We start from the raw sequence: 14,898 nt of genomic DNA on the forward strand, positions 1-14,898 counted from the left end.
GGGCAAGGCGCGGCAGACAAACTGCTGCGCTCAGCCCCGCAGCAACTGGATGATGGACGAAAAATCCTTGGCCCCTTCGCCATTATTGACGAGCATCTGGTAAAGCGCCTCGGCATTGCTGCCCATCGGCACGCTGGCATTGACGGCGGCGGCGGCTTCGACCGCCAGCTTCAGGTCCTTCAGCATCAGCGCAGCGGCAAACCCGCCTTCATATCCATTATCCGCCGGTGAATCGGGGCCGACGCCGGGCAGGGGGCAATAGCTGGTCATCGACCAGCTTTGGCCCGAAGACACGCTGGAAATGTCGTAGAATATCTGGGGGTCCAAACCGATCTTCTGCGCCATGGCAAAGGCTTCGCAGGTTGCGATCATGGTCGCGCCCAGCAGCATGTTGTTGCAGATCTTGGCGGCTTGCCCATTACCCGCAGCGCCTGCGTGGATGACTGCCTTCCCCATGGCTGACAGGATCGGCTTTGCCCGGTGAAAAGCCGCGTCCGTGCCGCCCACCATGAAGGTCAGCGCACCGCCATTCGCCGCAGCGATCCCCCCGGAAACCGGGGCATCCACCATGGCGAAGCCCTTCTCCTCCGCCACAGCGATCGTCCGCCGCGCCGTTTCCACATCGATGGTCGAACAATCGAGCAGGATCGTGTCAGGCTTTGCCGCTGCAAAGACCGATCCGTTATAGACCGCATCCACATGCTTGCCCGCAGGCAGCATGGTGACCACGGCGTCGGCTCCGGCAACGGCATCTTCGGCACTTGCGCAAGGGACGGCACCCGCTTCCCGCGCCTTGTCCAGCGCGGACGCGGACAGGTCGAAGGCGCGGACGGCATAGCCATTTTTCAACAGGTTGGCGGCCATGCCGCCGCCCATATTGCCCAGGCCGATGAATGCGATGGTCGTGGTCATGGCCGTCTCCTTGCGGTCGTTAGCTGTGGAACAGCGGGATCAGGTCCCGGTCAGCGGCCCTTCCATTGGGCGGGGCGCTTTTCGACGAAGGCGGTCATGCCTTCGATCCTGTCCTGGGTTGCGGTCAAAATCTGGAACAGTCGGCGCTCGGTCAGCAGGCCCTGGGCCAGCCCGGTTTCGAACGCGATGTTCACCATCTCCTTGTTGATCATCGTCGCCATTGGAGGCATCGAAGCGATCGCCTGCGCAGTCTTGAGTGCGTCGTCCAGCAGTTCAGCCGCCGGGACGATGCGCGCGACCAAGCCCGAACGCTCCGCTTCTTCCGCGCCCATCATGCGACCGGTCAGGCACATTTCCATCGCCTTGGCCTTGCCCACGGCGCGGGTCAGGCGCTGCGACCCACCCATGCCGGGCGCGACGCCCAGCTTGATTTCAGGCTGGCCGAACTTGGCCGTATCCGACGCGATGATGAAGTCCGCCATCATCGCCAATTCGCATCCGCCGCCAAGGGCAAAGCCATTGACCGCCGCGATCCAAGGCTTGCGCGTGGCGACCACGCCGGTCTGCCAGCCGGAAAAGAAATCCTCCAGAAAGAAGTCGGCGGCGTCCTTTTCCACCATTTCCTTGATGTCGGCACCTGCCGCGAACGCCTTGTCACCGCTGCCGGTCAGCACCGCGCATAGCTGCGACGCGTCTGCGTCATAGGCGGCGAAGGCGGCGCTCAGATCTTTGAGTACCTGGCTGTTCAGCGCGTTGAGCGCCTGCGGCCGGTTCAGCGTGATCAGCGTAACGGCGTCACGCTGTTCCACCAGGATCGTTTCATAGGTCATCGGTCAAACTCCAGTCTGCGGGTAAGGCGTCCACTCCTTACCCGGTGGCAGTGGAGCGAAGAGGCTGTCAACCAGATCGTCGGTTACCTCTTGCGGAGCCGCCGGATTCCAGCGCGGCGCATTGTCCTTATCAAAGATGACGGCGCGCACGCCTTCGACAAAGTCCGGGCGGCGGATCACATGGCAGGCGATGCGATATTCGTTGCGCATATTGTCGGCAAAATCAGTGAAGGCCGCGCCTTCGGCCAGCTGCCGCAGCGCCACCTTGACGGTCTGGGGCGACTTGGTCGCCAGCGTGTCCAGCTGTTCCCGCGCCCACGGGGAACCGTCCGCATCCAGCGCCGCCAATATATCTTCGTAACGGTCCGACGCGAACAGCCGGTCGATGTCGGCGCGGCGCGCTTCCCATTGGGAAGGGGGGGCGTCGTCGACCATCTCGACTAGAATGTCGGAAAGGCGCGATGGCTCCGAAATGATCCGCGCCTTGACCGCCTCGACCTTGTCGGATGCCATATAATGGGTGGCGATCCCCATCGCGGCGCAGTCTGCTCCCTTGATCCGCGCGCCGGTGGTCGCCAGCCATGCGCCCGTTCGGCCCGGCAGGCGCGGCAGATACCAACCGCCGCCGACGTCGGGGAACAGGCCGATCCCGGTTTCAGGCATGGCAAATGTCGTGCGTTCGGTCGCCACCCGATAGCGGGCGGGCAGCGATATGCCGACGCCGCCACCCATGACGATCCCGTCCATGAAGGCGACGACCGGCTTGCCATAGCGGAACAGCATATGGTTCATGCGATATTCGACGAAGAAGAACCGTTCCGCCTCGGCGCAATCCTCCTTTGCGCTGCTGGCGATCAACGCAATGTCGCCGCCCGCGCAAAAGCCTCTGCCATCCGCATGGTCGATCATCACGGCGACCACCTGATCATCATTCGCCCATGCGACCAGAGCGTCGATGATCGCATGGCACATTTCCGGCGTCAGGGCGTGGATCGCCTTGGGCCGGTTCAACCGGATGCGACCGATGCCGTTGTCGATAAGGGTGATAAGCTGATCCGCCATTTCCGCTCCATTGGCATGCCCGTGATCGGGCCTACTGCCTCAGCATGTCACGCGCGACAATCATGCGCATGACCTGGTTGGTGCCTTCCAAAATCGAATGGACCCGCAGGTCGCGCCAGAAACGTTCGACCGGATAATCCATCAAATAGCCGTAGCCGCCAAGCAGCTGGAGCGCGCGGTCGGCCACCGCCGACCCCATGTCAGTGGCCAGCCGCTTGGCCATGGCGGCAAAGCGCGTCTTGTCCGGCGCGTTCGCCGTCACCTTGACGGCGGCGGCATATAGCAGGGTGCGGGCCGCTTCCAGCTCGGTCTGCATGTCGGCGAGCATGAATTGCGTGTTCTGGAAATCCGCAATGCTCTGGCCGAACTGCTTGCGCTCCTTGGTATATTGCAGCGCTTCGTCGATGCACCGCTGCGCGCCACCCAGCGAACAGGCACCGATATTCAGCCGCCCGCCGTCCAGTCCCATCATCGCGATGCGGAAACCTTCACCTTCGCCGCCGATCAGATTGTCCACCGGCACGCGCACGCCGTCGAAATTGACCTGTGCGGTCGGCTGACTATGCCAGCCCAGCTTGCGTTCCTGCGCGCCGAAGCTGACGCCGTCCATGTCCTTTTCGATCACCAGGCAGCTGATGCCCTTGGCCCCTTCCTCCCCGGTGCGGACCATGGTGACATAGATGTCGTTCTCGCCGCCGCCGGAAATGAACTGCTTGGACCCGGTCACCACATAATGATCGCCATCGCGCACCGCCCGCGTCTTCAGCGCGGCGGCGTCGGAACCTGACCCCGCCTCGGTCAGGCAATAGCTCGCCATGCGGGCCATCGGCACCAGATCGGGCAGATATTTGTCCTTCACCGCCTGGCCGCCGAACTGGTCGATCATCCACGCGCCCATATTGTGGATGGAAATGAAGGCGCTGGTCGACGGGCAGCCATAGGCCATGGCTTCCATGATCAGCGCCGCTTCCAGTCGCCCCAGCCCGATGCCGCCGGATTGCTCCGACACATAGATGCTGCCGAATCCCAGCTCTGCCGCCGCGCGGATCGTGTCGCGCGGGAAGATGTGCTTTTCATCCCATTCGGCGGCGTGCGGCGTGATCGCGTCGGCGGTAAAGCGGCGCGCCAGATCCTGGATCTCGCGCTGATCGTCGGTAAGGTCGAACTGGTTGGTCATGGCTTCCTGCTTTTTGGCGCATCCTCTGCCTGCATGATAGCGGGACGTCGCCGCCGGCAGAAGGACGCGCTTCACCCCATGGTCGGAATGACGAACGCGCTGTCACCGCTTGCGCCGCCATCGGGCCAGCGCTGCGTCACCGTCTTCACCTTGGTCCAGAATTTGACGCCTTCCATGCCGTGCTGGTTCGTGTCGCCAAAGGCCGACCGTTTCCAGCCGCCAAATGTGTGATAGGCGACCGGAACCGGGATGGGGACGTTTATACCCACCATGCCGACATTGACGCGTGCCGCAAATTCGCGCGCCGCATGACCGTTGCGGGTGAAGATGGCGACGCCATTGCCATATTCATGCTGGCTGGGCAGGGCGATCGCCTCTTCGAAATTGTCCGCGCGGACCATTTGCAGCACGGGACCGAATATCTCTTCCCGATAGGTGCGCATGGCGGGCTTCACATGGTCGAACAGCGTTGGCCCGACGAAAAATCCCTGCTCATGCCCCTGCAGCGTGAAGCCACGACCATCGACCACCAGTTCCGCGCCTTCATCGACGCCCATCTGGATATAATTTTCGATTTTGGCCTTGTGCGCGGCGGTGACGACGGGGCCGTAATGCGCTTCGGGATCGGTGGAAACGCCCACGCGCAACGCGGCGATGGCGGGGATCAGCTTTTCCCGCAGGGCGACCGCCGTCTTCTCTCCCACAGGAACCACCACGGGCAGCGCCATGCAACGTTCACCCGCAGAGCCGAAAGCCGCGCCCGAAAGATCATTCACCACCTGGTCCAGGTCGGCGTCCGGCATGACGATGCCGTGATTTTTCGCGCCGCCCATCGCCTGGACACGCTTGCCCGCGTCGACACCGCGCTTGTAGACATAATGGGCGATATCGGATGATCCGACAAAGCTGACCGCCGCGATATCCGGGTGATCGAGGATCGCGTCCACCATCTCCTTGTCGCCGTGCAGCACCTGCAGGATGCCTTCGGGAAGACCCGCTTCCTGGAACAGTTCAGCCAGGCGGACCGGCACCGAAGGGTCACGCTCCGACGGTTTCAGGATGAAGGCATTGCCGGTCGCGATCGCCACGCCCGACATCCACAGGGGGATCATCCCCGGAAAGTTGAACGGCGTGATCCCAGCGCCGATGCCCAGCGGCTGGCGCATCGAATAAACGTCGATGCCCGGCCCGGCGCTTTGGGTATATTCGCCCTTCAGAACATGGGGAATGCCGCAGCAAAATTCGATCACTTCCAGCCCGCGCTGAATATCGCCCTTGGCGTCGGCCACCACCTTGCCATGTTCGGAACTGAGCAGGCGCGCCAGTTCGTCCATATTCTGTTCGACCAGCGCCTTGAAATTGAACATGACGCGGGCGCGGCGCTGCGGATTGACGGCGGCCCAGGCGGGCTGCGCCTTCTTCGCGGCTTCCACGGCGCGGTCCAGCAGCGCCCGGTCGCCCAGCGCCACGCGAGCCTGCACGCCGCCATTATTGGGATCGAACACATCGCCAAAGCGACCGGGGACGGGCGCATCGGCAAAGGCGAGCTTGTGGCTGATTTCGCGCATGACAGATCTCTCCTGCTGTTGCGTCGTCTCTGGGCGCAAGCACAATTGCATGCAATAGCGCATTGTTGCATCTATTGGCTGCAAAAATGCAGCATGGCGCGTAGGAATGACGAATGTTCGATTGGGATGACATGCGCGTGTTTCTGGCGGTGGCGCGGGCGCGCAAGATCGCACCCGCCGCCCGCGCGCTGGGGCTTGACCCGACCACGCTGACCCGCCGGATCGGTCGGTTGGAAAAGGCGCTGGGCGCGCGCCTGTTCGACCTCAGCATGGGCGAACGGCTGTTGTCCGAACAGGGGCTGGCGATGTTGGCCCATGCCGAACGGGTCGAAAGCGCCAGCCTGGCCGCAATGGAGGAAGCGACCGGCAAGTCACGGATGCTCTCAGGGCAGGTGCGCCTGTCCGTGGCGGAGGGTTTTGGGACATGGGTGCTGGCACCCGGCCTGGCCGACTTTCACGCGCGCCATGCGGGCATCCGTCTGGACCTTATATCCGCGTCCGGCTTCCTCAACCCCTCCAAGCGGGAAGCGGACATGGCGCTGATGCTCGCTCGTCCGCAACGGGGGCGTCTGTCCGCGCGGCGACTGGGCGATTATCGCCTGCACCTCTATGCGGCCGACGCGTATCTGGAACAGCGGGGGGAACCCGCGAGTCCTGCTGCCCTGCTGCACCACACGCTGATCGGCTATGTCCCCGATTTCATCTTCTCGCCCGAACTGGACTATCTCAATGAAGTGCATGCCGGGTTGGAAGCGCATCTGCGGGCGACCAGCATCAACATGCAATATCGGATGATCGCGGAAAGTGCGGGCATCGGCATCCTGCCTGACTTCATCGGCCGCAGGGACCCGAAACTTCGCCCCCTGCTGACCGATGCGGTGCAGATCACGCGCAGCTTCTGGCTGGTGATCCACGAAGATTTGCGCAAACTGCCCCGGATCGAAGCCGTCGCCCAATGGCTGCAGGAACGCGTGGCGCACATGAATTAGGGCGCTGTGGTCGGCATCCTGCTTTGCTGTTGGCCGCTCGCTCGCGCTGCACTAGGACTTGCTTTCAAATCTGCGGCTGTGTGAGTGTCAGGTGAAGATAACATTGCGTCAGATTGCCGTGTTCGAATCCGTCGCCCGGACTGGCAGCGTCGCGGGCGCGGCAGAGGAGATTGGCCTCAGCCCCTCTGCCGCCAGCATGTCGCTCAAGGATTTCGAAACCCATCTGGGCGTCCGGCTGTTCGCGCGGTCGGGCCGCCGATTGCTGCTGTCGGATCAGGGGCGGCCCATGCTGGAAATGGCCCGCCGCGTGCTGGTCCAGGTCGCCGATATGGAGGCACTGTCCTTGCCGGAGGAGGTGCGGGGCCGCCTGCGCATAGGGGCCGTCGCTTCGGTCGCGGACCATGTGCTGCCGCGCCTGTGCGCCACCTTCATGCGTCGCCACCCCGGCGTGCGGATGGAATTGCGCGTGCAGCCGTCGCAGGATGTGATGGAAGGCGTGCGTAACATGGCGTTCGACATCGGCTTCGTCGGATCGCCGGTCAATTCCAGCTATCTGGACGCGCAGCCGTGGCGCAGGGATGCGCTGGCCGTGTGCGCAGCGCCGGAACATCCGCTCGTCGGGCGCGGCGAAATGCCACTCGCCGCCCTTGCCGACGAAGCGTGGGTGTTGGAAAAAACGCAGTCCAGCGAACGCATCTTTTTCACCGTGGAAGTGCTCAAATCCCTCAATTCGCTCAATATCGTGCTCGAAGCGGACAGTGTGGAGGCGATCAAGCGCGCGGTGCGCGACGGCGCGGGTCTGGCCTGCCTGTCCCGCATGGCGGTGGAGGATGAGGTTGCACGGGGCGAGCTGGCCCTGCTCGACATTCCCGAACTCCGCTTCACCCGCATCGTCAGCTTGATCAGCCGACGCGACACGCCGCTGCCCGCCGCCGCCCGCGCCTTCCATGCCTTTGCGTCCCAACTGGCTGAGGCATGATCATCGTCAGTTTTTCTGATGTATCCCGTCGAATATTCGAATTGGTAGGGACAGGCGCAAAGGCCTAATCATTTCTCCAAGCCTGCCGCGTGCAGAAATAAGGAGAGTGATGTGAAGGCCGTGATCTGCCCCGCTTTCGCGCCGATCGATGCGCTGACCTGGGGCGACTTTCCTGCGCCACAGCCCGAACCGGGCGAACTGCTCATCGATGTCGTGGCCGCTGGGGTGAATTATCCCGACGTGCTGATCGTGCAGGGCAAATATCAGACCAAACCACCCCTGCCGTTCGTGCCGGGCAGCGAAGCGTCAGGGCGTGTCGCAGCCATCGGCGAAGGCGTGGAAGGCTTCGCAATCGACGACCGGGTGGTGGCGTTCACTGGCACCGGCAGCTTTGGCCAGCAGGTCCGCGTCCCCGCGACGCAGGTGTGGCCCGTGCCAGACGGGGTCGACCTGGCCATCGCGGCGGGCATCTCCATCACCTACGGGACATCCTATCACGCACTGAAGGACCGGGCCGCCCTGAAACCCGGCGAAACATTGCTGGTGCTGGGCGCAGGCGGCGGCGTCGGGCTGACCGCCGTGGAACTGGGCAAGCTGATGGGCGCGCATGTCATCGCCGCCGCGTCCAGCGCTGACAAGCTGGCGCTCGCCCGCGCGCAGGGTGCCGACGAACTGATCAACTATGCCGAAGAAGACCTGCGCGAACGGGTCAAGGCGCTGACCGGCGGCAAGGGGGTCGACGTCGTCTACGATCCGGTCGGCGGCCCGATGAACCTGACCGCCGTCAAAAGCCTGGCCTGGGGTGGCCGACTGCTGGTCATCGGCTTTGCAGGCGGCGAGATTCCTTCGATCCCCGCAAACCTGCTGTTGCTGAAAAGCGCGTCGGCGGTCGGCGTCCTGTGGGGCAATTCCGTCCGCGCCGATCCGGTGGGGCAGGGGGCGAACATGCGCCAGCTGCTCCAATGGTTGGCGCACGGCGCGATAACGCCCGTGGTCGACACATGCTTCGCCATGACGGACGTCGTCGCGGCGCTCCATCATCTTGAAGGGCGAAAGGTCAAGGGCAAGGTGCTGCTGACCATTTCGCCCGCATCCTGACAAAAGCTGGGAAATCACAATGTCCGACACCGTCGCCTACAGCGTTCAGGGCGCCATAGCGCAAGCCCTGATCGACAATCCGCCCGTCAATGCCACATCCGCCAGCGTCCGCCAGGGACTGGCCCGCGCGATTGAGGCTATGGAGGCCGATCCCGCCGTCAAGGCGCTGGTGGTGCGCTGCGTGGGCAAGACCTTCATCGCAGGCGCGGACATCAAGGAATTTGGCAAGCCGATGGCCGATCCGGGCCTACCGCAAGTCATGGCGATGATGGATCGCGCGACCAAGCCAATCGTTGCCGCCGTGCATGGCACCGTGCTGGGCGGCGGTTTCGAAGTCGCGCTCGCCTGCCATTATCGCATTGCCGCCAGGGACACGAAGTTCGGTTTCCCTGAGGTCAAGCTGGGCCTGATGCCGGGCGGCGGCGGCACGCAGCGAACGCCGCGCCTGGCAGGACTGGCCGACGCGCTGTTGCTGGTGACGGAAGGCAATCAGATCAGCGCGGACAAGGCGCTGGCATCCCATCTGATCGACGCCATCGCAGAAGGCGACGATTTGGCCGCCGAGGCCCACGCCTTCGCCGAAGCACTTGCGGCGCAGGGCAAGGGTCCGCGCAGCGCGGCGACGCTGCCAATGCCCGCCGACGATCCCGCCCTGTTCGAAGAGACAAAAAAGACGCTCGCCCGCAAGATGCGCGGCCAAACCGCACCCCTGCGCGCGCTGGAGGCTATGCGCCTCGGCTATGAACTGCCCTTCGACGAGGCGGTTCGCCAAGAACTGGCGATCTTCCGCGAATGCATGGCCGGGCCGCAGTCCAAGGCGTTGCGCAACCTGTTCGCCGCCGAACGCGAAGTCGCCCGCATTCCCGGCCTTGCGTCCGACACCCTGACCCGCAATATCGAGCGGGTGGGCGTCATCGGCCTGGGGGTCATGGGCCGTGGCATCGTCATGGCGGTCGTCAGCGCGCGCATTCCCGTCATCGCCGTGGGTCTCGATCAACCCAATATCGACGCCGCGATGAAGGCGATCACGAAAATGTGGTCTTCCTCCGTCGCAAAGGGCAGCATTTCGCAGGCGGTGATGGACAAACGCCTCGCTCTCATCACCACCAGCGACGATCCCCGCGATCTTTTCACCACCCAATTGGTCATCGAAGCAGTGACCGAAGATATGGAGATCAAGCAGGCCGTCTTCTCCAAACTGGGCGAAGTGACGCAGCCGGGCACCATCCTGGCGTCCAACACCAGCTTCCTCAACATCGACACGCTCGCCGAAGCATCGGGCCGGGCGGAAGATGTATGCGGCATGCACTTCTTCAACCCCGCCAATGTCATGCGCCTGCTGGAAAATGTCCGCGCGGCAAAGACCGACCCCGAAGTCGTCGCGACGATCATGGCGCTGGGCAAGCGTATCGGGAAATTGCCGGTCCTGTCAGGCGTGTGCGACGGCTTCATCGTCAACCGCATGCTGTCGAAGCGGTCGCGCGAGGGCTTTTTCCTTGTCGAGGAAGGCGCGAAGCCCGCCGACATCGACAAGGTGCTGCTGTCCTACGGCTTCCCCATGGGACCGTTCGCGCTCGGCGACCTCGCCGGGCTAGATGTTCAGGCCGCCGCGCGAAAGGCCCGCGCTGCGACGGCGACGGAGCGCGAATTGCGCGCCGATTTCCCCGAACAGATGGTCGCCGCCGGACGCCTCGGTCAGAAAACCGGCTCTGGCTGGTACAGCTATGACGAAAATCGCAAGGGCAGTGCCAACCCGCTGACCGAAGAGATGATCGCAGCCCACGCTGAACGCCACGGCCTTAGGCTCCGCGAAATCGGCGAGGATGAAATCCGCGAACGCCTGCTCTACGCCATGGTCAATGAAGGCGCGAAGCTGCTAAGCGAAGGCATTGTGCCGCGTCCGCATGAAATCGACGTCGCGCTGGTCAACGGCCTCGGTTGGCCCAGCTACACCGGCGGCCCCATGCATTGGGCGGACCAGATCGGCCTCGACAAGCTGCTGGCGACCATCGAGAAATTCCGCGCCGAACAGGGCGACGCCTATTGGACCCCCGCGCCACTGCTGGAACAATATGCGCGCGAGGGCAGGGGTTTCTACGCATGAGCTACGAACCCAACGCCAAAACCGCCGACCTGCTCACCCGCCTGCGCGCCTTCATGGACGCGCACATCTATCCCAATGAAAAAGCCTATTATGAGGAGGTGGCGACCGGCGACCGTTGGGCGCATGTCACCCTGATCGACAAGCTGAAACCACTGGCGAAGGAAGCAGGCCTCTGGAACCTCTTCCTGCCCGAAAGCACCCATGGCGCAGGGCTCACCAACCTCGAATATGCACCACTGTGCGAGGAAATGGGCCGCGTCCACTGGTGCCCCGCCGTGTTCAACTGCGCCGCGCCCGACACCGGCAACATGGAAACGATCGAACGCTTCGGCACGGACGAGCATAAGGCGCGTTGGCTGGAGCCCATGCTGGCGGGGGAGATGCGCTCCGCCTTCGCCATGACCGAGCCGCAAGTGGCTTCGTCCGACGCGACCAACATCGAAAGCTCTATCGTCCGCGACGGCGATGATTATGTCATCAATGGCCGCAAATGGTGGATTTCCGGCATGGGCGAAGCGGACTGCGCGCTCATGATCTTCATGGGCAAGACTGACCCGTCAGCGCCCAAGCATAAGCAGCAATCGATGATCCTCGTGCCCCGCGACACGCCCGGCATCACCGTGCTGCGCCCAATGACCGTGCTCGGCTATGACGACGCGCCGCACGGCCACATGGAAATCCTGTTCGAAAATGTCCGCGTGCCCGCATCCAACATGCTGCTCGGCGAAGGGCGCGGCTTCGAAATCGCGCAGGCCCGGCTTGGCCCTGGCCGCATCCATCATTGCATGCGCATGATCGGCATGGCTGAACGTGCGCTCGAAGCCATGTGCCGCCGGGTGAAATCACGCGTCGCTTTCGGCAAGCCGCTCGCCGAACAGGGCGTCATCATCGAACGCATCGCCAATTCGCGCATCATGATCGATCAGGCGCGCCTCCTCACCCTCCACGCCGCGCACCGCATGGACACGGTCGGCAACAAGGTGGCGAAGGCCGACATCGCGATGATCAAGGTCGCCGCGCCCAACATGGCCTGTCAGGTCATCGACTGGGCGATACAGGCGCATGGCGCGGCGGGCATCAGCCAGGATTTCTTCCTCGCGAACTATTACGCCCACGCTCGCAAGATCCGCTTCGCCGATGGCCCGGACGAGGTGCACCGCCACCAGCTTGGCCGCCTCGAACTCGCCAAATATGACTGACATCCGCACGCTCGACACCAGCCGCCTGGGCCCATGGCTGCGCGCCCATGTGCCGGGCGCGGACGGAGAGATCAGCGCGGAAAAATTCGCAGGCGGCCAGTCCAATCCCACCTATCTCCTGTCGGTGGACGGCGAACCCCGCTTCGTCCTGCGCCGCAAGCCCGACGGCGTGCTGCTTCCCTCCGCCCACGCCATAGAGCGCGAATATCGCGTGACCGACGCGCTGAAGGACAGCGCCGTCCCCGTCGCCCGCCCGCTCGCACTGTGCGAGGATGCGAGCGTCGTCGGCACGCCCTTTTTCATCATGGCCTATGCGCAGGGCCGCAACTTCTGGGACGCGCGTCTGCCGGAATTGAGCGCCCCTGACCGCGCCGCCATCTATGACGAAATGAACCGTGTCCTCGCCGCGCTCCACGCCATCGACCCGGCGCAAGTGGGCCTGTCCGACTATGGCAAGCCCGGCAATTATTTCGCCCGCCAAGTCGCCCGCTGGACCAAGCAATATCGCGCCACCCAGACGCAGCGTCTCGACGCGATGGAGCAGCTCATCGACTGGCTCCCCGCCAACGACCCCGGCCTGGAAGCGAGCCGCATCGTCCATGGCGACTATCGCAATGACAATATGATCTTTGCCCCCGCCGAGCCCCGCATCATCGCCGTCCTCGACTGGGAATTGTCGACCCTCGGCCACCCGCTCGCCGACCTTGCCCAGCATCTGATGGCATGGCGCGTCCCCAGGGAAGGCTATCGCGGCCTGTCCGACGCGGACCTGCCGACGCTCGGCATTCCGTCAGAAGCCGAATATCTGCGCCGCTATGGGGAACGCAGCGGCGCGGGCGAGATCGATCCGGCGCACTGGCGCTATGCGCTCGCCTTTGCGATGTTCCGCAATGCTGGCATCCGGCAGGGCGTCTACCGCCGCGCGGTGGAGGGCAATGCGTCCAGCGAAGCAGCCGCCATCCATGGCGCGCGCGCGGGCGAGATCGCCGGCCTTGCCTGGCGGATCGCCTGCGAACAGGATGACGCACGGCTATGAAAGAACAAAGGATTGATGTTGGCGGCTATCGGCTGCGCACAGTCGAACAGGGGGAGGGGCTTGTCGTCCTGATGGTGCATGGCTTCCCCGGCCTCGCATGGTCGTGGCGGCATCAGATGGCACCCCTTGCCGCAGCCGGTTATCGCGCCGTCGCTATCGACAGCCTGGGCTATGGCGGCAGCGACCGCCCGACCGATCCGGCTGCCTATACTGCCGACCGGATGCAGGATTATCTGCTCGCCATCCTCGATCATTATCGCGCTGACCGTGCGGTGGTCGTGGGTCAGGATTTCGGCGCACAATATGCCTGGAATCTGGCGGTGCGGGCACCCGACCGGGTCGCGGCGCTTATTGCCACCATCCCCTATGATTATGACATGGCCGGGCGGGCGATGCTGGGCAGCGCGCAGCGCCTGCCTGCCGATGCGCCCGCGCGCCCCGATGCTTCCTCCCCGGATCGCAGCCCAACCGAACGCTTCGCCGCCATGGCGCGCGAACATTTTGTCCATTTCCACTATTTCCAGCAAGTCGGCCCCGCCGAACGCGAACTGGCCGACCGGGTGCCGGATTTTCTGGCCCGGCTGTTCCATGAATTATCCGCTGAAGGCGACCTCTGGCGATGGAAGACGGTGCCTTCTGAAGGGAGCGGCTATCTTGATGTGTTGCCGTCCGCGCCGCCCTTGCCATGGCCCTGGCTCAATCAGGCGGAGTTCGACCATTTCGTGGCGGGCTATCACCACGCCGACCCGATGCTGCGCTTCATCGGCGGCCTCAACAGCTATCGCACCGCGGACGCCAACTGGCGGATCGGCAAGGAATGGGCCGACCATGATGTCGAAACGCCCACCCTGTTCCTCTATGGCGAAGATGACCCGTCCTTCGGCTTCTTCCCGGATTGGGAGGAACGGATGCGGACGCGTGTGCCAGGCCTCAGAAAAATCGTGGCCGTTCCGAAAGCGGGCCATTTCGTTCAGCAGGAACAGCCCGACGCTTTCAACGCCGCCCTGCTCGACTTTCTGGACGGGATGACCGTGTGATGGATCGCATCCGTCTTTCCGGGCATCTGGGACTGAGCGCCCCGGATCGTCCATTGCTCGCGCATCTGGGACGTTCGGTCGATCCGCTCGACCAGATCGATGCGCTCGCAGACCATGGCTTTGCGGGTGTGCAGGACCTGTTCCTGAAACTGCGCCCGTCGTCTGAACAGGCAACGATGGCGACGAACATGGCCCGGCGCGGGCTGGCCCTGACCAGCTTTGGCGGCGATCCGATGCACTGGAACAGCCCGTTCTGGAGCACGGAAAACCCGCTTGAACGTGACGCCGTGACAGAAAGCGTCACGCAGAGCTGCGACCTTGCGACGCGTTTTGGCGGGGCAGGCGCGGTGTGCGTCGCAGGCTTCGATGCCACCCGGTCGCGCAAAGCCCAGCTCACGGCAATGACCGAAAATCTCAAGCGCCATGCTCAAGCCGCTGAGCGCGCCGGGCTGCTGCTGCTGGTCGAGCCGATTGCCGAAAGCCGCATAGCCGGGCTTCTGCTCAATCGGCTGGAGGACGCACTCGATATGGTGCGCGCCGTCGGCATGCCATCGGTGCGACTGTTGTTCGACATTGGCCATGTCGCGATGATGGGCCACGCGGTGCCGGACGCATTGCATGAGTGCGCCGACATGATCGGGTTGATTCAGGCCGCCGATCTGCCCGATCGCGTCGATATCGGCCTTGGCACGCTCGACTGGGCAGCAATCCTCGCCGCTATCGACGCAACGCGCTATTCGGGAATCGTCGAACTGGAATATGAACCTGTCGACCAAACCGCAGAGGGCGAAAGGGCCATGCTGGCGCGTTTAAACAGCATCGTCGGTCTGCCTGGGGACCAGCACTGACAGCCCCCTGCCACCGCCGGGATAAGCTCGATAATAAGGATTATGTTAAGTTCCGACGA

Annotated in this window: 13 protein-coding genes; 8 read left to right on the forward strand and 5 right to left on the reverse strand. The window is 63.8% G+C overall.

Features of this window, described 5'->3' with window-relative positions:
* Positions 1–30: 30 nt before the first annotated feature.
* From mmsB to FHS54_RS14975, 5 genes are all read right to left on the reverse strand, one after another.
* Positions 31–912, reverse strand: a complete 882-nt coding sequence (mmsB, locus tag FHS54_RS14955; RefSeq protein WP_167304949.1) for a 3-hydroxyisobutyrate dehydrogenase — start codon at positions 910–912, stop codon at positions 31–33.
* A 50-nt stretch (positions 913–962) separates the two neighbouring features.
* Positions 963–1,742, reverse strand: a complete 780-nt coding sequence (locus FHS54_RS14960) for an enoyl-CoA hydratase-related protein (RefSeq protein ID WP_167304950.1) — start codon at positions 1,740–1,742, stop codon at positions 963–965.
* Positions 1,743–1,745: 3 nt separating this feature from the next.
* Positions 1,746–2,804, reverse strand: a complete 1,059-nt coding sequence (locus FHS54_RS14965) for an enoyl-CoA hydratase/isomerase family protein (RefSeq protein WP_167304951.1) — start codon at positions 2,802–2,804, stop codon at positions 1,746–1,748.
* Between the two features lie 31 nt (positions 2,805–2,835).
* Positions 2,836–3,981, reverse strand: coding sequence for an acyl-CoA dehydrogenase family protein (locus FHS54_RS14970; protein ID WP_167304952.1), 1,146 nt, complete (start codon positions 3,979–3,981; stop codon positions 2,836–2,838).
* 71 nt (positions 3,982–4,052) lie between these two features.
* Complete coding sequence (locus tag FHS54_RS14975; protein ID WP_167304953.1) at positions 4,053–5,549, reverse strand: CoA-acylating methylmalonate-semialdehyde dehydrogenase; 1,497 nt, start codon at positions 5,547–5,549, stop codon at positions 4,053–4,055.
* A gap of 113 nt (positions 5,550–5,662) precedes the next feature.
* On the opposite strand from FHS54_RS14975, the gene FHS54_RS14980 reads away from it, so the two are divergent.
* The 8 genes from FHS54_RS14980 (at position 5,663) to FHS54_RS15015 (ending at position 14,839) form a co-directional block, all read left to right on the forward strand.
* Positions 5,663–6,538 (forward strand): LysR family transcriptional regulator, encoded by an 876-nt coding sequence (locus tag FHS54_RS14980; RefSeq protein ID WP_167304954.1) that lies wholly within the window; start codon positions 5,663–5,665, stop codon positions 6,536–6,538.
* Between the two features lie 91 nt (positions 6,539–6,629).
* Positions 6,630–7,517, forward strand: coding sequence for a LysR substrate-binding domain-containing protein (locus FHS54_RS14985; protein WP_167304955.1), 888 nt, complete (start codon positions 6,630–6,632; stop codon positions 7,515–7,517).
* A gap of 111 nt (positions 7,518–7,628) precedes the next feature.
* Positions 7,629–8,615, forward strand: a complete 987-nt coding sequence (locus FHS54_RS14990) for a zinc-binding dehydrogenase (protein WP_167304956.1) — start codon at positions 7,629–7,631, stop codon at positions 8,613–8,615.
* A gap of 19 nt (positions 8,616–8,634) precedes the next feature.
* Positions 8,635–10,719, forward strand: coding sequence for a 3-hydroxyacyl-CoA dehydrogenase NAD-binding domain-containing protein (locus FHS54_RS14995; RefSeq protein WP_167304957.1), 2,085 nt, complete (start codon positions 8,635–8,637; stop codon positions 10,717–10,719).
* Positions 10,716–11,918 carry an acyl-CoA dehydrogenase family protein gene (locus FHS54_RS15000; RefSeq protein WP_167304958.1) on the forward strand — a complete coding sequence of 401 codons (1,203 nt, stop codon included), beginning with the start codon at positions 10,716–10,718 and terminating at the stop codon, positions 11,916–11,918. Before FHS54_RS14995 ends, FHS54_RS15000 begins: the two co-directional genes overlap by 4 nt.
* On the forward strand, positions 11,911–12,954 hold the full coding sequence (locus FHS54_RS15005; protein ID WP_167304959.1) for a phosphotransferase family protein: 1,044 nt from the start codon (positions 11,911–11,913) through the stop codon (positions 12,952–12,954). The genes FHS54_RS15000 and FHS54_RS15005 overlap by 8 nt, the downstream gene beginning before the upstream one ends.
* Positions 12,951–13,991: an alpha/beta fold hydrolase gene (locus tag FHS54_RS15010; RefSeq protein WP_167304960.1), complete on the forward strand. Its 1,041-nt coding sequence runs from the start codon at positions 12,951–12,953 to the stop codon at positions 13,989–13,991. The genes FHS54_RS15005 and FHS54_RS15010 overlap by 4 nt, the downstream gene beginning before the upstream one ends.
* Positions 13,991–14,839: a sugar phosphate isomerase/epimerase family protein gene (locus FHS54_RS15015; RefSeq protein WP_167304961.1), complete on the forward strand. Its 849-nt coding sequence runs from the start codon at positions 13,991–13,993 to the stop codon at positions 14,837–14,839. Before FHS54_RS15010 ends, FHS54_RS15015 begins: the two co-directional genes overlap by 1 nt.
* The last annotated feature ends 59 nt before the right edge of the window (positions 14,840–14,898 follow it).

This window comes from Sphingobium vermicomposti (assembly GCF_011762025.1).
Classification (GTDB): Bacteria; Pseudomonadota; Alphaproteobacteria; order Sphingomonadales; family Sphingomonadaceae; genus Sphingobium; species Sphingobium vermicomposti.